The following is a 20,687-nucleotide window of genomic DNA, read 5'->3' as shown; positions in this document are numbered from 1 at the left end:
AAATGTACAAGTCGCTGGGGTCGTGGGGTACGCTCGCATCCATGGCCGCGACGGACCCGGGCGACATCGCTGCAGAGTTCCTCGTTGAGCCGTTCGTCGAAGGCTCCCCCGGCGCCCACGTGACCGCCGCGGTCGACGCGTTCGCAGCTCACGAGATCGACGTCGAGCTCGGTCCGTTCGCCTCGTCCGCCGCAGGCGATGTCGACGCCATGGCCGACGCGATCGCCGAGATGATCCGAGCCGCGATGTCCAACGGGGCGACCTCGGTCCAGCTGCGGGTGGCGGCCACGGCCGAGGAGATCCCGGTCCCGACCCTGCGCGATGCGCTCGACGACATCCTGCGCATGGCCGAGCGCGAGATCGGCACGGTGGCGTCCGAATGGGACCGCGATCAGAAGCAGCGAGTCGTGCGCATGCTCGAGGAGCGCGGCGCGTTCCTGCTGCGCGGCGCGGTGGACGACATCGCCCGGATCATGGGTGTGTCCCGCATCACGATCTACAACTATCTGAACGCGATCGAGGCGGACACGGATGGCTGACCTCCTCATCCACGACGCCTGGACCGTCGCGACGGTCGACGCAACCCGCCGCGAGTTCGACGGCGGCTGGGTCGCGATCACGGACGGCCTCGTGTCCGGGGTGGGCGGACCGGACGATGCACCGCCGTCGGCCACCGAACGCATCTCCGCCGAGGGCTGCCTCGTCACCCCGGGGCTCGTCAACACCCACCACCACCTCTTCCAGAACCTGACCCGGGCCTACACGCCCATGACCGCGGCGCCGCTCTTCGGCTGGCTCCAGTCGCTCTACCCGCTGTGGACCGCGGCCATCGACGAGGAGTCCGAGTACCTGGCGGCGTGGGTGGGGCTCGCCGAGCTCGCGCTCTCGGGCTGCACGACCTCCAGCGATCACCACTACCTCCACCCGCCGCGAGCCGGCGATCTCCTCGGCGCCGAAATCGAGGCGGCCGTCGATCTCGGCCTGCGCTTCCATCCGACCTACGGGTCGATGTCGCTGTCGGAGAAGGACGGTGGCCTCCCGCCCGACGACGCAGTCCGCGACGAGGACGACATCCTCGCCGAGTCCGAGCGCCACGTGTCCCGCTGGCACGACCCGGCCCACGGGGCCATGGTGCGGATCGCGCTCGCGCCGTGTTCGCCGTTCTCCGTCACCCCGGACCTGATGCGGCGCACCGCCGAGCTGGCCGAGCGGCTCGACGTCCGCCTCCACACCCACCTCGCCGAGAACGCCGAGGACGACGAGTTCGCGTTGGCGACCTTCGGGATGCGCCCCGTCGATCTCTACGAGGACGTCGGCTGGATGAGCGATCGCAGCTGGGGCGCCCACGTGGTCCGCCCGGATCCCGACGAGGTCGCCCGGCTCGGTGCGGCCGGCGTCGGCATCGCCCACTGCCCGAGCTCCAACATGATCCTGTCGTCCGGCATCGCCCCGGTGATCGACCTGCGCCACGCCGGCTGTCCCGTCGGCCTCGGCTGCGACGGCTCCTCGTCGGCCGACTCGGCATCGCTGTGGCAGGAGGCCCGACTCTCGATGCTCCAGGGCAAGCTCGTGTCCGGTGCCGACGCGATGACCGCCCGCATCGCCCTCGAGGTCGCCACCCGCGGTGGTGCCGGCTGCCTCGGCCGCACGGGCGAGATCGGCGAACTCTCGGTCGGCGCGGTCGGCGACGTCGCCATCTGGGACCTCAGCGGCCCCGTGTTCGCCGGCGTGCTCGACGATCCGATCGAAGGCTGGCTGCGCTGTGGCCCGACCGCCGCGCGCGACACGATCGTCCACGGCCGCGCCGTCGTGCGCGACGGACACCTCGTGTCCCCCGACCTCGGCGGCAACCTCGCCGCCCACCGCGTCGCCAGCCGACGCTTCCAGCCGATCTGACCCCCACCCCGTTCCCCCAGTTCGAGAAGTAGGGGGACGCACTAGGGTCCCGACGATGACGGCGGAGCCCGAGTACGTCCACGGCCACCATGCGTCGGTGCTGCGCTCGCACAAGAGCCGCACGATCGCGAACTCGGCGGCGTACGTGGCCGCCCGTCTCCAGCCGGGCATGCGGGTGCTCGATGTCGGCTGCGGCCCCGGCAACCTCACGGCCGAGATCGCCGGCCGTGTCGCGCCGGGCGAGGTGATCGGGATCGACGCGTCGGACACGATCGTGGCCGAGGCCGCGCGGGACCACGGCGAGGCGGCGTCGTTCGCGCTCGGCGACGTGTACGCGCTCGACTACCCCGACGACGGCTTCGATCTCGTCCATGCCCACCAGGTGCTCCAGCATCTCGACCGGCCGATCGAGGCACTGCGCGAGATGCGTCGGGTCACGACCCCGGGTGGGATCGTCGCCGCCCGCGACGCCGACTACGGCGCGATGACGTGGGCGCCGGCGAACGAGGGCATGGACCGCTGGATGGACCTGTACCAGCGCATGACCGCGGATCTGGATCACGATGCCAACGCCGGTCGTCATCTGCTCGGGTGGGCGCAGCAGGCGGGCTTCACCGACATCACCGTCAGCTCGTCCACCTGGGAGTTCGCCGACCCCGACAGCCGCGGGTGGTGGTCCGGCGTGTGGGCCGACCGCGTCCTCCAGTCGAGCTATGGCGACATCGCCGTGCGCGACGGGCTGGCGACGCGCCCCGAGCTCGACGAGATCGCCGCCGCGTGGCGGGACTGGGCCACCCGGCCCGACGGCTTCTTCCTCTGCCCCCACGTCGAGATCGTCGCCGTCGCATGAGCGGGGCGTTCACGGTCCGGGCGACGATCCACCAGACGCCGCACCCGGACACGCACACGGTTCGACGCGACCAGGTGATCGCCGTCGACGCGGCGGGCCGTATCGAGTCGATCCGGCCCGCCACCGAGGACGACACGGAAGACGTCGAGCTGCCGGCCACGAGCGTGCTCCTCCCCGGCCTGATCGACACCCACATCCACGCGCCCCAGTGGCCCCAACTCGGCACCGCCCTCGACCGACCCCTCGAGGAATGGCTGTTCGACCACACCTTCCCGCTCGAGGCCCGTTGCGCCGACCCGGCCTTCGCCGAGCAGGTCTGGGAGTCGATGGTGCCCACGCTCCTCGGGCTCGGCACGACCACCGCCGTGTACCACGCCAGTATCCACGAGCCGGCCACCACGGCGTTGGCCGAAGCGTGTCACCGACACGGCCAACGCGCCTTCGTCGGCCGGGTCGCGATGGACCACCCGGAGGGCACGCCCGAGTGGTATCGCGACGCCACCGCCACCGAGGCCGTGGCGGCGAGTGCCCGCTCGATCGAGGCGATCCGAAGGCTGGGCGGGCGGTCCGGCCTCGTCGAGCCGATCGTCACGCCCCGCTTCATCCCCGCGTGCACCGACGCCGCGCTGGAAGGCCTCGGCGAGCTCGCCGCGACCACGGCCACCCGCATCCAGACCCACTGCTCCGAGAGCGACTGGGAGCACGCCTACGTGCTCGATCGTCACGGCATGACGGACGCCGCCGCACTCGATCGCTTCGGTTTGATCGCCGACCACACGGTGCTCGCCCACGCAACGCATCTCACCGACGACGATCGCGCCCGACTGATCGGCCGGGGCGCCGGTGTCGCCCACTGTCCGTTGAGCAACGCCTACTTCTCGCAGCGCGTCTTCCCCGCCCGGGCCGCGATCGACGCGGGTCTCCGCGTGGGGCTCGGCACCGACATCGCCGGCGGCGCCGAGGCGTCCCTCGTCGCCCAGTGCGCCCACGCCGTCACGAGCAGCCGTCACCTCGGCGACCCGATCGACATCGTCCGGGCGTTCTGGATGGCGACCGCGGGCGGGGCGGAGCTGCTCGGGATCCCCGCCGGTGTCCTCGAACCGGGGCGCCACTTCGACGCCGTGGCGATCGATCTCGACGCGGTCGGCGTCTGGCCCGAGGTGGACGACGACGCCCGCGTGTTCGAGAAGATCGTGCGGCGGGGCGCCGACGCGATCACCGACGTGTGGGTCGACGGCGTCGCCGTCAGCCCAGGTCGTGGGCCCGCAGCTGATACTCGTTCTGGGTGATGGCGACGACCTCGCCGGTGGCGTCCTTCAGCTCGCACTCCCACGAGTAGTCGGCCTTGCCGTTGGCGTCGGCCTCGTCCATCACCCGCTGTGCCTCCTCGTCGCTGATGCGGACCTCGACGGTGATGTCCGTCGTGGCCGGTCGCCGGAACCGGATCTTCAGGTCCTTCACGATCGGGTAGTAGCGCTTGGGGTCGAAGGTGGTGATGAAGATCGTGCCGCCCGGCACCTCGGCGAGGGTGAAGAGCGCGCCCGCGTACATCATCCCGACATGGTTGACGTTCGGCTCGAACGGCATCCGCAGCCGCACGAACCCCCGCTCTGCGTGGTCCACCACCACGCCCGTGCGTTTCAGGAACGGGATCGTGTCCCAGTTGCCCTGCGTGAGTCTCTCGGCGTCCCATTCCGTCATCCCGGCATCCTGACGCAGGTGCCCCGCCGATGCGACTCGTGACAGACTCCGGCGATGCCGGGGCTGCAATGGAGACTTCTTCACCTGCTCGCGGCGACGGCGCTGGCGATCACGCAGCCGCTGCTGAGCCTGCTCGGCGACAACCCGACCTTCTTCACCGCCCACGGCAGCTCGCCCGCCGAGATCGTGTGGTTCGCGCTCGTCGTCGCCCTCGGACCATCACTCGTGCTGGCCGGCGTCGTCGCCGGCGCCGCGGCGATCGGCACCACGGCCGGGAGGCGGATCCACCTGATCGTCATGGGCGCGCTCGCGTTCGTCTTCCTCATCCAGGTCGTGGATCTGGTGCCCGGCCCGTGGCCCGTTCCCACGCTGCTCGCCCTCGGCGGTGCGGTCGGTCTGGTGCACGCGTACCGGATCCAGCCCGCGGTCCGCAGCGCCACGTCCGTGCTCGCCATCGCGCCTGCTCTCTTCGTGGCGTCCTTCCTCTTCCTCTCGCCGACGAGCGATCTCGTGTTCGCGGCCGACGTCGACGCGGTGGAACTCGACGAGCTGTTCGACGCCGGGGAACTCACGGACGACACCGACTCGACGGAGGCCACCCCTCTGTCGACGGCCGAGCGTCTCGCCGATCGCTTCCCCGACGTCCATGTGCTGATCCTGGACGAGCTGCCGATCGCGTCGATTCTCGACGGGACCGGCGCCGTCGATCGGGCCCGCTTCCCGAACCTCGCCCGCCTCGCCGACACCGCCGACCTGTTCACCAACGCAACCACCGTGGGCTTCACGACCGAGCGAGCGGTTCCTGCGATCCTCACCGGCCGCTACGAGAGCAATCCGGCGCCCGTCTTCTCGACCTATCCCGAGAACCTCTTCACCCTTCTCGGCAGCATTTACGACGCGTCCGAGTCGGACCCGCTGGTCGATCTGTGCCCCGATTCGATCTGCAACGGTGAGCCCCCCGCCGAGATCGTCGCGCTCCTGGCCGCCGACGAGACCGACACCACGACCACGACGACGCGTCCGACCACCACGACGACGACCCAGCCGGCGGCCGACGACGAATCCGGCTCCTTCGGCCAGCTGCTGCGCGACAGCCGGATCGTCTTCGGGCACCTCGTTGCGCCCGACGGGCTCGACCTCGGCCTTCCCGAGATCGGCGCCACGTGGGGCGACTTCGGCAGCGATCTGGCGCCCGACCGCACGCCCGACTCAACCGCCGACCCGACAGCCACCACGACGTCCACGACCGCACCGGACGACACGACGACGACCGCCGCGCTGGACGTGACGCTGGGCGAACCGGCCGTCGGCGGCGGCGAGGTGGATGCCGAGGCGATCGCCGCCGCCAACCGCGAGTTCCTCGACAGCCTCGTCGACACCGACACGCGCGTCGCCGACTTCCGGCGCGACCTGACCACGCTCGGCCCGACCGGCACACCGCGCCTCAGCGTGATCCACGCCCTGCTCCCCCACGTGCCCTGGCGGCTCCATCCGAACGGCCAGATCTATGACGACGTCCGACTTCCCGGGTACTTCAACCGATGGGACAACGATCCGCAGATCGCCGAGGCCGGGCTGCAGCGCCACCTCCTCCAGCTCCAGTACACCGACGCGCTGATCGGTGAGTATCTCGACCGGCTCGTCGAGACCGGGGCGTTCGAGAACAGCATTGTGATCGTCACCGCCGACCACGGCATCGGCTTCGTGCCCGGCGAGCAGGCCCGCTCGGTGGGCGGCGCGGGAGGCGGCATCGCGGGCGTCCCGATCTTCGTGAAGCGGGTCGGCCAGACCGACGGATCGTCGTTCGACCACGCGGTGGAGACGATCGACATCGTCCCGACGATCGCGGCCCTGCTCGACATCGAACTGCCGTGGCCGGTCGACGGGCACGACCTCCACGGCCCCGAGGTCGACCGCTTCCGCGAGGTGCTGCATCCGTTCAGGATCACGATCCCCGATCCGTTCCCCGCGGCCCGCGACGAGGTGACCGACGAGATCCTCGCTCTCTTCGGCGCCGGCACGGACGGCAACCTCTACGGGCGGGCCGGCCTGCACGACCGCATCGCGACCGACGTTAGCGATCTCATGGTCGGCCGGAACGGACTCTGCTGGGTCATGGATCAACCGACCGCGATTCCGGAGGAGGACGGGGCGATCGGCTACGTCTTCGGCGAGGTCGTCAGCAACCGCACGGTCTTCATTCCGCTCGCCCTCACGGTCGGCGACGTGCTGGCGGGCACCTCCACGACCCTGCACCACGAGGTGCCGCACCGCGTCTTCGCCCTCGGCGACCCGACCGTGTTCGCCGGTGCGGACCCGGCGGACATCGCGCTCCACGAGATCATCGACGGCGAACTCCACGAGATCCGCCACTGCTGATCGAGGGTGGTGTCAGCACCACCCGCGGACACCCGGTTGCACCCTGGCCCCGTGGCTCGCCCGGGCGCGACCCTGAGGGTATGTCCCCCGCCACCGACGAGATCCGGGTCTTCGCCATCGACGACCATCCCCACGTGCTCGCGAGCGTCGCGCTGGTGGTCGCCGCCTGTGAGGGATTTCGCGACGTGGGGGCCGCTCCGGACGGCGAGACCGCGATCGAGCTGATCGGCGCGGACGACGGCCCGGACCCGGACCTGATCCTCATCGACCTGCACATGCCGGGTTGCGACGGGCTGGAGACGGCCCGTGCGCTCGCGGCCGGCGGCACCGACGCCGTGCTCGTACTCATGTCGACCGCCGACCGCGATGCGCTGCCGGACGGCGCCCTCCGCCCGCCGCTGCACGCCTTTCTCCCGAAAGCCGAGTTGTCCACGGATTCGCTTCGCGAGGCGTGGACCGGGGTTGTCGGTCCCGATCGCAGGCGCTAGGAGAAGGCGATGCCTTCGCTGCGCGCCGTCGTCGCCGACGACGATCTCCTCGTCCGAGCCGGCATCGTCGCGGTCATCGACGCGCTCGACGACATCGAGCTCGTCGGCCAGGCGGGCAACCTGTCGGAGCTCCTCGAGGTCGTCGACGAGCAACGTCCGGACGTCGTCATCACCGACGTGCGGATGCCGCCGAGCCAGACCGACGAGGGCATTCAGGCCGCCCGCCGAATCCGCCAGGACCACCCGACGACCGGGGTCGTGGTGCTGAGCCAGCACGCGGAGCCCGAGTACGTCCTCTCCGTGCTCGAAGGCGGATCGGAGGGCGTTGGCTATCTCCTCAAGGAGAACGTGTCGGACCTCGCCGAGGTCGAGCGAGCCCTGCGGGCCGTCGCCGCTGGTGGGTCGTCGATCGACCCGGCGGTCGTGTCGGTCCTGGTCGCGAGCCGCCAGTCCGCGCCGTCCGCGATCGACGAGCTGTCACCGCGTGAACGGGAGGTCCTGAGCCTCATCGCCGAGGGCGACAACAACGCGTCCATCGCGGCGCGGCTCGTCCTGAGCGAGGGGGCGGTCGCGAAGCACATCAACGCCATCTTCTCGAAGCTGCAACTGAGCGAGGAGCCGGCCGTGCACCGCCGGGTGAAGGCCGTGCTCCTGTGGCTCGCGGCCGCGACCTGACCCCTCAGAGCTCGACCGAGACCGTCGCGCGGATGTCGCCCGCGGACGCGCCGACCAGGAGCCGGTACCGACCGGGGTCGACCACCCAGGCCGACGATGCGAGATCCCACCGAGAGAAGGCCCGCTCCCGCAGCGTGACCCGGGCGACGCCCGACTCCCCCGGCCCGAGCTCCGCCTTGGCGAACCCCGCCAGCTCCTTCTCCGGCCGCGGCACGAGATGCTCGTCGGCCGCGACATAGACCTGCACGACCTCGGCGCCGGCGCGCTCGCCGGTGTTGGTCACAGGCACCTCGACGGTCAGCTCGGTGCCGGAACCCGCCACGGTCGGCGGACCCCAGTCGAAACTCGTGTAGCTGCCGCCATGACCGAACGGGATCCGCGGTGTCACGCCCCGCGCGTCGAAGCCGCGGTAGCCGACGAAGACGCCTTCGCCGTAGCGGACCGTCCCGGCCTCGCCCGGATAGTTGAGGAACGACGGCGTGTCGCGCTCGTCGATCGCCCACGTCGTCGGCATCCGGCCGCTCGGCTCCGCGTCGCCGAGCAGTACATCGGCGATCGCGTCGCCGCCCTCCTGGCCCGGGTACCAGGCGAGCAGCGTGGCCTTCACGTCGTCGAACCACGGCAGGTTCATCGGGGCACCGCAATTGAGGACGACGATCGTGTTCGGGTTTGCGGCGACCACCCGCTCGACGAGCTCGTTCTGGCCGTTGGGCAGGTCGATCGACTCGCGGTCGCCGCCCTCGGACTCCCACTCGGACGTGGAGCCGACGACGACGACGGCGGTGTCGGCTCGCGCCGCGAGTTCCACCGCGGCCGCGATGCCGGCTTCGCGCGTGTCCACGGCCGGCTCGATGCCGACGTCGACCAGGCACAACCACTGCCCCATTTCGCGCGGACGATGTTCGAGTCGGACGTCGTAGGTGCGGCCCGCTTCCAGATCGAGGTAGCCGTCGCCGCCGTGGAGTCCGAGCCCCGCGCTGAATCCGTCGCGGTTGTCGCACACGAACTCGTCGTCGACGAACAGTTCGGCGTGGGCGAAGCCCAGTGCGCAGAGCCGATGGCGTCCGCTCGCCGATGCGGTGTAGCGGAAGGTGACCCGCACCGACATCGCCTGGCGACCCTTCGGCCAGCTGTCGCCGAACCAGATGTTGAACGGCGTGCCGCGAGACACGGTGTCGAAGACCTCACCATCGAAGCCGATGCCGTCGAACAGCTCGAACGTCGCGCCGTCATCGCCGGTCTCCTCCGCGGTGACCGACGCGGCCCGGCGGCGCATGTCCACGCCTTCGGCGACGCCGACCAACCGCTCGCCGATTCGATCCGCCAGCGCCGTCGCCAGCATCGACGCCCGGTGGGGTACGAGCGACGCGGACCCGCCCCCCAGAATCGCCGTCTCCGCCCCGCCCGGGCCGATGAGGGCGACCGTGGACGTGTCGGCCAGCGGTAGTCCTCCGTCGTTGCGCACGAGCACCATCGACGACGCAGCAGCCCGCCGAGCGATCGCGCGGTGCTCGTCGCGCTCGATCGACGCTTCCTCGTGGTCCGTCGCCGTACCGAGCCGGCCCGCCCACGCGAGGAAACCGACGATCCGACGAACCTTGTCGTCGATCACGGCCTCGTCGACGTCGCCGCGCTCGACGGCGGCCCGGAGCTGTCCCTCGCCCCAGAACTTCCCGGGTCCGGGCATCTCGAGATCCAACCCGTACTTCGCCGGCGCGACCGTCTCCTTGATTGCGCCCCAGTCGGACACGACGAAGCCGTCGAAGCCCCATTCGCGCTTCAACACATCGATGAGCAGTTCCTCGTGGGCGCACGCGTGATCGCCGTTGACGAAGTTGTAGGCGCCCATGACCGATTGGACGTTCGCCTCCTTCACGGCCGCTTCGAACGGCGGCATGTAGATCTCGCGGAGGCTGCGCTCGTCGACGTCCACGTCGATGGTGTGGCGCTCGAACTCCTGGTCGTTGGCGATGTAGTGCTTCACGCAGGCGCCGACGCCGTGCGACTGCACGCCCTCGATGTACCCGACACAGATCCGCGAGCTGAGCTCCGGGTCCTCGCTGTACGACTCGAAGTGGCGGCCGCCGCGAGGTGAGCGGTGGAGGTTCACAGTCGGCGCGAGGAGCATGTCGACCTTGCGATCGATGCACTCCTCGCCGATCGCGCGGCCGACGGATCGGACGAGGTCCGGGTCCCAGGTCGCGGCCAGCGCACTCGGACCCGGGAACACCATGCCGGGGCCCTGGGATCGCCCCCGCACCCCGACGGGCCCGTCGCTCACACACCAGTCCGGAATGCCCAGCCGATCACAGCCCGGGATGATCCAGGCGCCTTCCCCGACAACCATCCGGCACTTCTCTTCCAACGTGAGCTGACCGACGAGAGCCTCCACGTCGTGCTGACCGGTCGCGTTCATGCGTTCCCCCTTTTCGTCGGGCGAACCTATCCCACTGCCCGTCCTGCGCCGGCCCCGCCAGAGCGTGGCAGATCGCCGTCGCTGCGTCGTACCCCGTATGTTCGGGGCCGCAGTGTGCAGCGAAGGAGCCGCAAGTGACCGATCTCTACCAGGACGCCACCGCCGGGATCGGCGAGCGGGTGAGCGACCTCCTCGGGCGCATGACGCTCGACGAGAAGGTCGCCCAGCTCGGCTCGATCTGGCTCACCGCGCTGGTGAAGGAGGAGACCCTCGACGAGGACGCCGTGGCCGAAGCGCTGAAGAACGGCATCGGCCATGTCACCCGCATCGGCGCCTCGACCGGCCTGCTCGCGAATCAGTCCGCCAAGCTCGGGAACGACATCCAGCGGGTGCTCGTCGAACGGACTCGCCTCGGCATTCCGACCGTCATCCACGAAGAAGGGTGCGGTGGCTTCCTGTCCCGCGGCGCCACCGTCTTCCCGCAGGGCCTCGGCCTCGCCGCCACCTGGAACCCGGAGCTCATGCGCCAGGTCGCCGACGTCATCCGCGTGCAGATGCTCGCCGTCGGCGCCCGCCACAATCTCTCGCCCGTGCTCGACGTCGCCCGCGACCCGCGCTGGGGTCGGGTCGAGGAGACCTACGGCGAGTCGCCCGAACTGTGTGCCCGCATGGGGGTCGCCTACGTGGCCGGCATGCGGACCGACGATCTCACCAACGGCGTCGTCTGCACGGGCAAGCACTTCCTCGGCTACGCGCTGTCGCAGGGGGGTCGCAACCAGGCACCGGTCCAGCTCGGCTACCGCGAACTCCGCGAGGTCTACGCCGAGCCGTTCGCCGCCGCGATCCGCGAGGCAGGTCTCGCGTCGATCATGAACAGCTACTCGTCCATCGACGGCGAACCCGTCGCGGCGAGCCGTGCTGTCCTGACCGACCTCCTTCGCGGTGAGCTCGGCTTCGACGGCACGGTCGTGGCCGACTACTTCGCCGTCATGCAGCTGCATCAGGCCCATCACACGTCGACCGGTCCGCAGGAGTCCGGCGTGCAGTCGCTGCGGGCCGGACTCGACATCGAGTTGCCGTCGCTGGACTGCTACCAGTTCATCCCCGACGCGATCGCTGCCGGGCAGATCGACGAGGCCCTCGTGGACGTGTCCTGCGAGAGGGTCCTCGCCCAGAAGATCCAACTCGGGCTGTTCGAGAACCCCTACGTGGATGCCGACGCCGCACTGGCCGTCTTCGACACGCCCGACCAGCGGGCGCTGGCCCGCACCGCCGCCGCCGAGAGCGTCGTGCTGCTGACCAACGACGGCGTGCTGCCGCTCCAGTCGCCATCCTCGCTGGCCGTCATCGGCCCCCACGCAGATGACCCCCGTCTCCTCCAGGGCGACTACCACTACCCGGCCCATCTCGAGATCATCTTCAAGCGGGCCGGCGTCGACGAGCACGTCGATCAGCTGCCGGAATCGGGGGGCGCCTTCGAGCCCGGCCCGTACTACACACCCCACGTGACACCACTCGCCGGGCTGCGCGAGGCGCTGCCGACGACCGAGATCACCTTCGCCCCGGGCGGCGCCGACACGGGCGACGACCGGTCCGGCTTCGACGACGCCGTCGCGGCCGCCGAGGCGGCCGAGGTCGCGATCGTGTTCGTCGGTGCCCGCTCGGGTCTGATCCCCGACGCGACGGTCGGCGAGGCCCGCGACGCCACGAGCCTCGATCTTCCCGGCGTGCAGTCCGAGCTCGTGGCCGCCGTCGCCGCCACCGGCACGCCGACCGTCGTGGTGGTCGTGAGCGGACGGGTCCACACCCTCGATGCCGAGGTCGAGAACACCAATGCCGCGCTCTGGTCGATTCTCCCGGGCGAGGAGGGCGGCGCGGCGATCGCCGACGTGCTCACCGGTGCGGTCAACCCTGCGGGACGACTGCCGGTCACGATGCCCAAGAACGTCGGCCAGATCCCGTTGCATCCGGACAGCCGCCGGCGCGGGGATCGGGCGGAGTTCTACGCCAACTATGTCGACAGCGACGTGCAGGCCCGCTTCTGGTTCGGCCACGGCCTGTCCTACACGACCTTCGACTACAGCGAGCTCCGCATCGATGCGGGCTCCACCACCTCGCCCACCACGGTCGCGGTCGATGTCACCAACTCGGGCGACCGCGACGGCGACGAGGTCGTGCAGCTCTCCATCACCGACGACGTCGCCTCGGTGGCCCGGCCGATCCGCGAACTGGTCGGGTTCCGCCGGGTCTCGATCCCGGCCGCCGAAACCCGCACCGTCACGTTCACCGTCGACGCGAGCCGACTCGCGTTCCACGGGCTCGACCTGCGGCTCGCGACCGAGCCCGGCACGTTCACCATCCATGTCGGTCGATCGTCCATGGACCCCGATGCCCGCACCGCGCAGGTCGAGATCGGCGGCGAGATCACCGAGTACCGACGAGATTCCATCGTCGCGACGACAAGCACCATCGCCTAGACAGGGTCAGCATTCCCCGTGCCATTCACCGTCGTTCGTTCCGATGCTCACCGGTCCCACCACTGCCTCGAGCTCGACGACACCGAGCTGATCCCGTCCTGGGAACACCCCGGTCGGGCCGACATCGTCGACGCCGCGCTGGACGAAGCCGGCTTCCCGACGATCGAGCCGCATGCACTCGATCAGGCGCTCGTCGAGCGCATCCACGCGCCCGACTACGTCGCGTTCCTCGAGAACGCATGGACCAGGTGGGAGGCCGCCGGACACGACGCGACGTCGGCGATGGCATACGCCTGGCCCGTCCGGCGGATGGCCGGCGGGCGGCCCGACGCCATCGAGGCGCAGCTCGGTTGGTACTCCTTCGCCGCCGACTGCTCGATCACGGCCGGTACCTGGCCGGCGGTGGAGGCGAGCGCGGCCACAGCCCAGACCGCCGCCGACCTCGTGCTCGACGGTGCCGCAGCGGCCTTCGCCCGCTGCCGCCCGCCGGGCCACCACGCCTCTCGCGACCAGTTCGGCGGCTACTGCTACCTCAACAACGCGGCGATCGCCGCTCAGCGGCTCCGCGACGGCGGCCACGACCGGGTCGGCGTGCTCGACGTCGATTACCACCACGGCAACGGCACCCAGGACATCTTCTGGCGCCGCGACGACGTGGCCTTCGCTTCGATCCACGCCGATCCGCTGGTCGAGTTCCCGTACTTCCTCGGTCACGCCGACGAGACCGGCGACGGCCCCGGCGAGGGCTTCACGAAGAATCTGCCCCTCCCGCACGACACCGACGCCGACACATGGTTCACGGCGCTCGATCACGCGCTCGGCTGGCTGGACGGACACGGCGTCACCGCCAACGTGGTGTCGCTCGGGGTGGATACCTTCATCCGCGACCCGATCAGCCGCTTCCGGCTCACGGCCGACGACTTCGACCGACTCGGCGCCCGCTTACGCGACCTCGCCACGCCGACCGTGTTCGTGATGGAGGGGGGCTACGCGACCGACGAACTCGGCGACAACATCCGTCGCGTGCTCACCGCCTACGACGGCTGAGCGAGGGCCCGGGCGACGAGGGTCATCGGGTGTTCGGTCGGCACGCCGGCGGCCGCGAGGTGCATCGAGCAGCCCGGGTTCGCGCTGGCCACGACGTCGGGCGTCGCCCGGTCGATCGCCGCGACCTTGCGGTCCCGGATGTCACCGGCGAGGTCGGGTTGGAGCACCGAGTAGGCGCCGCCGGCGCCGCAACACAGCCCGTCGTCGTCGAGCTCGACGAGGTCCCGTACGAACGGCGCGAGCACGGTGCGGGTGGCCGCATGGACCCGCTGCACGTGGCGGAGATGGCACGGGTCCTGCACGGCGACGCGCACGTCCAGCGGCGGCACCGACGGAAGACGGTCGACGTGGCGGGCGAGCCATTCCTGGATGTCGAACACCCGGGCGGCGAAGGCCGCCGCCTCGGGCGTGCCGAGCAGGTGGCCGTAGTCCTTCATCGCGGCACCGCACCCGGCGGAGTCGACGAGGATCGGGCGGTCGTCGTCGCTCAGCGCCCGCATCATCTGCTCGGCGAGCGCACGGGTCTGGTCGGTGATGCCCGCGTGGGCCTGGAGCGCGCCACAGCACGGCGCCGCGTCGCCCGTCGGCGTGACCCCGAAGCCGGCAGCCTCGATCACCCGCTGGCCGGCCTGGTGGACGTCTCGCTGCCACGCGTCCATCACGCAGCCGGTGAACAGGTAGACGTCCGACCCCGAGGTGGTGTGGGGCGCCCGACGCACCGGCAGATCCCGGGGCACCCCGAAGCGCTTCGGGACGAGCCGGGCCCGCGCCGCGATCGCGAGCAGCGAGCTGCCGACCCTCAGCAGCCGCGGCATCGCGAGGGGCCGGAACGCCAGCCGCTGCCACCACGGCGTGCCCTCACCCTCGGCGGTCAGCGTCTCGCGCGTCCGCTCCATCAGATGGCCGTAGGGCACGCTGCTCGGGCAGGCCGGCTCGCACGCACGGCACTGCACGCAGGTGTCGAACGACTCGCGCACCTCGAGGGTGACGGGTGCACCCTCCTGCACCTCGCGCATGAGCTGGATCCGGCCCCGCGGTGAGCGGGTCTCGTCGCCGGTGACGCGAAACGTCGGACAGTGGGGCAGGCAGAGCCCGCACTGCACACAGGTGTTCAGGTCGTCGGCGTCGAGTCGGAGATCCATCACGCCCCTGCTTGCCGGCCGGGGTTGAGGCGCCCGGTCGGATCGAAGTTGTGCTTCATCCGTGCGGCGATCGCCGCCGCTCCGGTATCGGCCGGCCGGGCCGGTTGCGGCGTGTCGGCCCACACGGTGCCCACGCCGATCGACGCGACGAAGCGACCGTCAGGGAACGCCGCGGCCGCCGCCGGCGTCAGCGACCAGCGATGCGGCGGCAGCGTCGGCGGGCCGTCGGCCTCGGCGAACGAACCGACCGAGCCCAGCGCGGCGGTCTCCGCGGCGAGATCCGGTGCATGGCCTTCGAGCAGCACCCAGGTGGAGGTGCCGTCGAACAGGACCGCGCCCGGCGCGTGGACCGCGTCGGCGACCGCCATCGGATCAACCTCCGACGCCACGAGCCACTGTCGCGCGGCCGGGATCGGGTTGGTCCGCAGGATCACCTCGGCGATCAGACCGAGCGTGCCGAGCGAGCCGGTCATCAGTTTCGGCAGGTTGTAGCCGGTGACGTTCTTCACGACCGGCCCACCCCCGGTGACGAGCTCTCCCTCGGCGCTGACATAGCGGACCTGGAGAACGGCGTCGCGCAGCCGACCCCGCCCGAGCGTCTCGACGGCGTTCTCGCCCACGGCGATCGCCCCGCCGACCGTGCCACCCCGGTCCGGCAACGCGGTCCGCTGGCCGTGGGAAGCGAGGGCGGCGTCGAGTTCGGCGACCGTCGTCCCCGCCCGGACCTGCACCGTCATCTCCGGGGCGGCGTAGGCCACGATGCCGGTGGGCGCGGCGAGGATCCGGGCGTCGTCGGCGAGGGCGCCGCCGACGGCCCAGCGGGTGCGTCCGCCGGCCACCGCCACCGGGTCGGCCGCGCCGACGTCCTCGGCGAAGTCATGGAGCACCGGATCGGTGACGGCGAGGGAGGCGGTCATCCCCACACCCCGGTCGGGACGGCGCGCAGTTGCTGGATGTCGGCGCACGAATGCCCCTCGGGCAGCACCTTGCCGGGGTTGGCCCGACACAGGGGATCGAAGGCGCGCCGGAGCCGGTTCTGGTGTTCGAGGTCGGCGTCGCTGAACAGCTCGCCCATGAACCGCTGCTTCTCGACACCGATGCCGTGCTCACCCGACAGCACCCCGCCCGCCGCCAACGAGGCCCGCAGGATCTCGGCTCCCGCGGCGTGGACCCGCTCGAGCGTGCCTTCCTCGCGGGCGTCGAACAGCAGGAGCGGATGGAGGTTGCCGTCACCGGCGTGGAAGACGTTCATGACCACGACGTCGTGGCGGTCCGCGATCTCGTAGACCTCTTCGAGCACGTCGGCCAGCGCGGAGCGGGGCACGACCGTGTCGTGGAGGTAGTAGTCGGGCGCGAGCTGGGCGATGGCGCCGAAGGCGGTCTTCCGCCCCTTCCAGAGCAGCTCGCGCTCCGCATCGGAGCCGGCCCGCCGCACGTCGGTGGCCCCGTTCGCCCGGCCGATCTCGTCGATACGGGCTGCGTCGATGTCGACGCCCGCCTCCAAGCCCTCGATCTCGGCGAGTAGCACGGCCGCGGCGTCGGTCGGGTAGCCGGCAGAAACGAAGTTCTCGACGGCCACGGTGATGCGCTGGTCCATGACCTCGAGGGCAGCCGGCACGATCCCCGCAGCGATGATGTCGCTGACCGTCTGGGCTGCGGCGCGAACCGAGGAGAACGAGAGCAGCAGGGTGCGCACGGCGGGCGGGTTGCGCGTCAGCCGCACCGCGATCCGGGTCGTGATGCCGAGGGTGCCCTCGCCCCCGACGAAGGCACCCCGCAGGTCGAGTCCGGCCGGCTCCGCGTCGAGCCCGCCGAGCATGACCGCCTCGCCGTCCGGCAGGACGACCTCGAGCGCGACGATGTGGGCATCGGTGACGCCATAGGCCAGACAGTGCGGACCGCCCGAATTGTTGGCGACGTTGCCGCCCAGCGTGCAGACCGACTGGCTCGACGGGTCGGGCGCGAAGTGCCACCCGTGGGGGTGCAGATGGCGGGACAGATCGAGATTGATGAGGCCGGGCTCGACCCACGCGATCCGGTTCGCTTCGTCGATCTCGAGGATGCGGTTCATCTTCTGCAGGGAGACGACCACCGGGGCGCCGAGCGGGATGGCGCCACCCGCCAGCCCGGTACCGGCGCCGCGGGGAACGATCGGTGAGTCGTGACGGGCCGCCACCCGCATGATGGCCTGCACCTCGGCGGTGCTCGTCGGGAAGCACGTCGGTCCGGCGACGCCGCCGCCGAACACCGACGCGTCCTTGGCCATGAGCGCCCGCTCGGCTCCGTCCATGCGCACCCGCTCGGGCGCGAGCGCTGCCCGGAGGTCCGCGACCAGCGGGTCGACGACGGCCGCGCCGCGGCGGGTCAGTCGGTCGAGGAGCCGCATCGTCATCAGCGTAGGGCTGCCCACGTCGACAGTGCCCCGATGGGGGACCACACTGGTCCGATGAAGCGCCCGAACATCCCGCTCGACAAGGTCGACCTCGTCTCGGGGCCCGTCTTCATCGCGACGATGCTGTGGGAGGCGAAGGTCCTGCGGGATCGACCACAACGGGAGATGGGCGATCTGGACGGCTGGACCAAGGAGGAGCTCGCCGATCCCTCACTCCCGGGCGACGAGCTCGTGCCGGTCGGCTACGAACGCCGCGACACCGCCGCGAGCCTCACGATGCTCGTCGGCAACGTGGCGGTGAACATCGCCTACGCGGGGATCTACGGCCGCCTCCACCGGTTCCTCTACAAACACCGCATCGCCAAGCTCGGCACCCGCCCGGTCGCCGGCTGGATCACCGCGATGGTGCTGTGGGACTTCCTCTACTACTGGAGCCATCGCTGGCAGCACGAGAGCCGCATCCTCTGGGCGAACCATGTCACCCATCACTCGAGCGAGCACTACAACCTCTCGACCGCGCTGCGTCAGCCGTGGTCCGGCTATCTCACGTCCTGGGTCTTCCTGCCGATGCCGCTGCTCGGGGTGCCGCTGCATCGCACCGCCCGGGCCGGCCAGCTCAACCTGCTGTACCAGTACTGGATCCACACCGAGGCGATCGACCGGCTGGACCCCGTGAGCGAGTCGGTGCTCAACACGCCGTCGCACCATCGCGTCCACCACGGCGCCAACCCGCAGTACCTCGACCGGAACTACGCCGGCATCCTGATCACGTGGGACAAGCTCTTCGGCACCTTCGAGCCGGAGCTCCGTCGGGTGAAGTACGGGCTGACGAAGAACATCAAGACGTTCAACCCGATCCGGATCGGCTACCACGAGATGGCCGACATCGCCCGCGACGTCGTGCGGGCCAGGGGCTGGCGCAACAAGCTCGGCCACATCTTCCGCCGCCCCGGCTGGCAGCCGGTGCCGGCTCGGGTCAGAGCATCTGCGCGAATCGGTGCAGGAAGGCGGCGACCTGGCCGCGGGTCACCGGGTCATCGGGCGAATACGTCGACGCCGACGTCCCCGTCGTGATCCCGTTCGCGAACATCCACGCCACCGGCACCTGCTGCCAACCCGACACCACATCACCGAACGGATGCGACGAGTCCACCGCGGGCTCACCGACCAGACGCCACAACAGCGCTGCCAACTGGCCGCGGGTCACCGGGTCGTCGGGCGAATACGTCGACGCCGACGTCCCCGTCGTGATCCCGTTCGCGAACATCCACGCCACCGGCACCTGCTGCCAACCCGACACCACATCACCGAACGGATGCGACGAGTCCACCGCGGGCTCACCGACCAGACGCCACAACAGCACCGCCAACTGGCCGCGGGTCACCGGGTCATCGGGCGAATACGTCGACGCCGACGTCCCCGTCGTGATCCCGTTCGCGAACATCCACCCCACCGGCACCCGCTGCCAACCCGACACCACATCACCGAACGGATGCTCGGCCGCGTCGTCGTTCCAGCATCCGATCGTGCCGCCGGCGAGCGCCCGGGCGCAGCTCGGTTCCGGATCCGGTTCGGGCTCGGGCTCCGGCTCCGGGGCCGTCGGCGTCGCCGTCGCGGTGGCCGATGCGTCGCCGGTGCCGTGGCTCGTCACGGCCGCGACGCGGAACTCGACCTCCGCGTCGGCCGTGAGTCCGGTCACCGTGGCGGCGGTGTCGACCGAATCACCGTCGGTGTCGGTCGCAGCGGTCCACGGATCGCTTCCGGTGCGTTGCTCGAGGACCCACCCCGTGAGCGCGGATCCGCCGAGGTCGTCCGGAGCGGTCCAGGTGAGGTCCACCGACTCCACACCGGCCGTGGCCCCCAGTCCGGTCGGCGCGCCCGGATCGTCGGGGATCAGGTAGGTCCGCAGCTGGCCGTAGATCCAGTTGTCGAACACGTTCGTCATCGCGTGGACCCGACCACCAGGAGCGGACGCGAGGCCGACGACATCGGCCGTGGAGTACCCGATGTCCTGGGACCAGGACACGGAGCCAACGCCACCCTCGGGACCGACGTGGCTCAGGGTGACGGTGCCGTCGGCACCGATGAAATCATCATTGCTGTGGGCGAGGGCCACCGCGACAGCGCCACCGTCGCGCCGCACCGCGAGGTCGTGCACCGCATCGACGGTGTCGACGTCGGCAACCGTGACCCACCCAGCGGTGCCGATCGACGTGTCGAGCGTGCCATCCAATGCAATCCGCCCCACGACCGCGGCATCGCCACCCAGTGGGATTCCAGTGACCGTCGCACTTCCGCCGCCGACCCAGAGGTGGGACCCGGCGTCGAGCGCGCAGGCCCGGATCATCGCGGTCGACGTGAACGACCCACCGCCCGAGAACGACTCGACCGGCGCGCCGGACGGGTCGATCACGTCGACGAAGCCGCCACGCGCGGCACCGAGAAAGGACGTCCCGCACGCCCACACGTTGTCGTCGGCGTCGACCACGAGGTCGAGGGTTCCGCTCGTCTGGAGGTCGGCATCGTGGCTCAGAACGACCGTGCCGTCACCGTCGAAACCGGTCACCACCGAGCCTGAAGAGTCGAGGGCCGTGACGAAGGCGTTCGTGCCGTCACCGCCACCCACGTAGACGGTCCCGTCGGACGCGGCCGCCACGGACCACGCCCAATGACCGACCGGAAGCCGAGCCACGCCGTTGCCACCGAAGCCGGTGTCGAAGCTGCCGTCGTCCGGATCGATCTTCGCGACAACGCCGTGATACCCGCTGTCGCTCTCCACGCCGCTGACCAGCACGTCACCGTCGGGGTGCAGGCCGACGGCCAACGGCAGCGACCACTCGTCACCGTCGACCCCGTCGATCATCTCGAACTCGGTCGTGTCTTGCACCACACCGGTCGTCGACACGCGGCGCAGCCGGATCATCCCCGAGCTGCTGTGCTCGACGGTGGCGAGGCTGCCGTCGTCGAGAACCACGACACCGACCGGCTTGACCGAGTCCGCACCGTCGGACTGGCTTCCGAACGCGAGCAGTCCGTCGTCCGAGAACGTGGTGTCGAGCGACGGCCCGGCGGGCGCCGCACCCACCGCCGAGGCGGCCAGCGCGAACACCGCCGCGACGGCGAGCACGGCCAGCCGGCCCGTGATGCAACGACGGCGGGACGGCGCGGGCGAGACAGGAGATGGGAGAGCCATGGACTTCTGTCGACCGCCGGCCTCCGATTCT

Annotated in this window: 16 protein-coding genes; 10 read left to right on the top strand and 6 right to left on the bottom strand. The window is 70.7% G+C overall.

Annotated features, from left to right (window positions below; genetic code table 11):
• Positions 1-41: 41 nt before the first annotated feature.
• Genes R8F63_21530 through R8F63_21515 form a run of 4 tightly spaced genes read left to right on the top strand, consistent with a single transcriptional unit; the run spans position 42 to position 4,035 of the window.
• Entirely contained in the window at positions 42-539 is a 498-nt protein-coding gene (locus R8F63_21530) for a helix-turn-helix domain-containing protein (GenBank protein MDW3221197.1), read from the top strand.
• Positions 532-1,896 carry an 8-oxoguanine deaminase gene (locus tag R8F63_21525; protein MDW3221196.1) on the top strand — a complete coding sequence of 455 codons (1,365 nt, stop codon included), beginning with the start codon at positions 532-534 and terminating at the stop codon, positions 1,894-1,896. The genes R8F63_21530 and R8F63_21525 overlap by 8 nt, the downstream gene beginning before the upstream one ends.
• 55 nt (positions 1,897-1,951) lie before the next feature.
• Positions 1,952-2,746 carry a methyltransferase domain-containing protein gene (locus tag R8F63_21520; protein MDW3221195.1) on the top strand — a complete coding sequence of 265 codons (795 nt, stop codon included), beginning with the start codon at positions 1,952-1,954 and terminating at the stop codon, positions 2,744-2,746.
• Entirely contained in the window at positions 2,743-4,035 is a 1,293-nt protein-coding gene (locus R8F63_21515) for an amidohydrolase family protein (GenBank protein ID MDW3221194.1), read from the top strand. The genes R8F63_21520 and R8F63_21515 overlap by 4 nt, the downstream gene beginning before the upstream one ends.
• Here R8F63_21515 and R8F63_21510 read toward each other — a convergent pair.
• Positions 3,992-4,447, bottom strand: coding sequence for a YiiD C-terminal domain-containing protein (locus R8F63_21510; protein MDW3221193.1), 456 nt, complete (start codon positions 4,445-4,447; stop codon positions 3,992-3,994). The genes R8F63_21515 and R8F63_21510 overlap by 44 nt on opposite strands.
• A 54-nt stretch (positions 4,448-4,501) precedes the next feature.
• On the opposite strand from R8F63_21510, the gene R8F63_21505 reads away from it, so the two are divergent.
• The 3 genes from R8F63_21505 to R8F63_21495 all read left to right on the top strand — a co-directional run bounded on the left by R8F63_21505 (position 4,502) and on the right by R8F63_21495 (position 7,989).
• Entirely contained in the window at positions 4,502-6,826 is a 2,325-nt protein-coding gene (locus R8F63_21505; protein MDW3221192.1) for a sulfatase-like hydrolase/transferase, read from the top strand.
• An 80-nt stretch (positions 6,827-6,906) separates the two neighbouring features.
• Positions 6,907-7,314 carry a response regulator gene (locus tag R8F63_21500; GenBank protein MDW3221191.1) on the top strand — a complete coding sequence of 136 codons (408 nt, stop codon included), beginning with the start codon at positions 6,907-6,909 and terminating at the stop codon, positions 7,312-7,314.
• A gap of 9 nt (positions 7,315-7,323) precedes the next feature.
• Positions 7,324-7,989 carry a response regulator transcription factor gene (locus tag R8F63_21495; protein ID MDW3221190.1) on the top strand — a complete coding sequence of 222 codons (666 nt, stop codon included), beginning with the start codon at positions 7,324-7,326 and terminating at the stop codon, positions 7,987-7,989.
• 4 nt (positions 7,990-7,993) lie between these two features.
• Here R8F63_21495 and R8F63_21490 read toward each other — a convergent pair whose 3' ends face one another.
• On the bottom strand, positions 7,994-10,405 hold the full coding sequence (locus R8F63_21490; protein ID MDW3221189.1) for a glycoside hydrolase family 3 C-terminal domain-containing protein: 2,412 nt from the start codon (positions 10,403-10,405) through the stop codon (positions 7,994-7,996).
• A gap of 134 nt (positions 10,406-10,539) precedes the next feature.
• Between R8F63_21490 and R8F63_21485 the strand changes: the two genes are divergently transcribed.
• Positions 10,540-12,882, top strand: coding sequence for a glycoside hydrolase family 3 N-terminal domain-containing protein (locus tag R8F63_21485; protein ID MDW3221188.1), 2,343 nt, complete (start codon positions 10,540-10,542; stop codon positions 12,880-12,882).
• 18 nt (positions 12,883-12,900) lie between these two features.
• On the top strand, positions 12,901-13,929 hold the full coding sequence (locus R8F63_21480) for a histone deacetylase family protein (protein ID MDW3221187.1): 1,029 nt from the start codon (positions 12,901-12,903) through the stop codon (positions 13,927-13,929).
• On the opposite strand, the gene R8F63_21475 is transcribed toward R8F63_21480, so the two are convergent.
• From R8F63_21475 to R8F63_21465, 3 genes are read right to left on the bottom strand one after another with little or no spacing between them, the layout of a single operon-like run.
• A complete protein-coding gene (locus R8F63_21475; protein MDW3221186.1) occupies positions 13,917-15,071 on the bottom strand; it encodes a heterodisulfide reductase-related iron-sulfur binding cluster in 1,155 nt (384 codons plus the stop codon). The genes R8F63_21480 and R8F63_21475 overlap by 13 nt on opposite strands.
• A complete protein-coding gene (locus R8F63_21470; GenBank protein ID MDW3221185.1) occupies positions 15,071-15,988 on the bottom strand; it encodes an FAD-binding protein in 918 nt (305 codons plus the stop codon). The genes R8F63_21475 and R8F63_21470 overlap by 1 nt, the downstream gene beginning before the upstream one ends.
• Complete coding sequence (locus R8F63_21465) at positions 15,985-17,457, bottom strand: FAD-linked oxidase C-terminal domain-containing protein (GenBank protein ID MDW3221184.1); 1,473 nt, start codon at positions 17,455-17,457, stop codon at positions 15,985-15,987. Before R8F63_21465 ends, R8F63_21470 begins: the two co-directional genes overlap by 4 nt.
• A gap of 60 nt (positions 17,458-17,517) precedes the next feature.
• Between R8F63_21465 and R8F63_21460 the strand changes: the two genes are divergently transcribed.
• The gene (locus tag R8F63_21460; protein MDW3221183.1) at positions 17,518-18,537 is read left to right on the top strand and encodes a sterol desaturase family protein; all 1,020 of its coding nucleotides are present in this window, start codon (positions 17,518-17,520) and stop codon (positions 18,535-18,537) included.
• On the opposite strand, the gene R8F63_21455 is transcribed toward R8F63_21460, so the two are convergent.
• Entirely contained in the window at positions 18,440-20,656 is a 2,217-nt protein-coding gene (locus tag R8F63_21455; GenBank protein ID MDW3221182.1) for an S-layer homology domain-containing protein, read from the bottom strand. The two genes, R8F63_21460 and R8F63_21455, sit on opposite strands and share 98 nt — an antisense overlap.
• Between the last annotated feature and the right edge of the window lie 31 nt (positions 20,657-20,687).

The organism is Acidimicrobiales bacterium, from assembly GCA_033344915.1.
In the GTDB taxonomy this organism is placed as follows: Bacteria; Actinomycetota; Acidimicrobiia; order Acidimicrobiales; family Aldehydirespiratoraceae; genus JAJRXC01.
Note: the sequence above shows the minus strand (reverse complement) of the source record. Positions and strands in the feature narration are given on the sequence as shown.

Excerpts from the sequence above, each read along its gene's own strand:
- R8F63_21505 (MDW3221192.1), top strand. The coding sequence starts at position 4,502 with ATGCCGGGGCTGCAATGGAGACTTCTTCACCTGCTCGCGGCGACGGCG.
- R8F63_21525 (MDW3221196.1), top strand. The coding sequence starts at position 532 with ATGGCTGACCTCCTCATCCACGACGCCTGGACCGTCGCGACGGTCGAC.
- R8F63_21465 (MDW3221184.1), bottom strand. The coding sequence starts at position 17,457 with ATGCGGCTCCTCGACCGACTGACCCGCCGCGGCGCGGCCGTCGTCGAC.
- R8F63_21520 (MDW3221195.1), top strand. The coding sequence starts at position 1,952 with ATGACGGCGGAGCCCGAGTACGTCCACGGCCACCATGCGTCGGTGCTG.
- R8F63_21530 (MDW3221197.1), top strand. The coding sequence starts at position 42 with ATGGCCGCGACGGACCCGGGCGACATCGCTGCAGAGTTCCTCGTTGAG.
- R8F63_21460 (MDW3221183.1), top strand. The coding sequence starts at position 17,518 with ATGAAGCGCCCGAACATCCCGCTCGACAAGGTCGACCTCGTCTCGGGG.
- R8F63_21495 (MDW3221190.1), top strand. The coding sequence starts at position 7,324 with ATGCCTTCGCTGCGCGCCGTCGTCGCCGACGACGATCTCCTCGTCCGA.
- R8F63_21455 (MDW3221182.1), bottom strand. The coding sequence starts at position 20,656 with ATGGCTCTCCCATCTCCTGTCTCGCCCGCGCCGTCCCGCCGTCGTTGC.
- R8F63_21475 (MDW3221186.1), bottom strand. The coding sequence starts at position 15,071 with ATGGATCTCCGACTCGACGCCGACGACCTGAACACCTGTGTGCAGTGC.
- R8F63_21500 (MDW3221191.1), top strand. The coding sequence starts at position 6,907 with ATGTCCCCCGCCACCGACGAGATCCGGGTCTTCGCCATCGACGACCAT.
- R8F63_21490 (MDW3221189.1), bottom strand. The coding sequence starts at position 10,405 with ATGAACGCGACCGGTCAGCACGACGTGGAGGCTCTCGTCGGTCAGCTC.
- R8F63_21515 (MDW3221194.1), top strand. The coding sequence starts at position 2,743 with ATGAGCGGGGCGTTCACGGTCCGGGCGACGATCCACCAGACGCCGCAC.
- R8F63_21510 (MDW3221193.1), bottom strand. The coding sequence starts at position 4,447 with ATGACGGAATGGGACGCCGAGAGACTCACGCAGGGCAACTGGGACACG.
- R8F63_21470 (MDW3221185.1), bottom strand. The coding sequence starts at position 15,988 with ATGACCGCCTCCCTCGCCGTCACCGATCCGGTGCTCCATGACTTCGCC.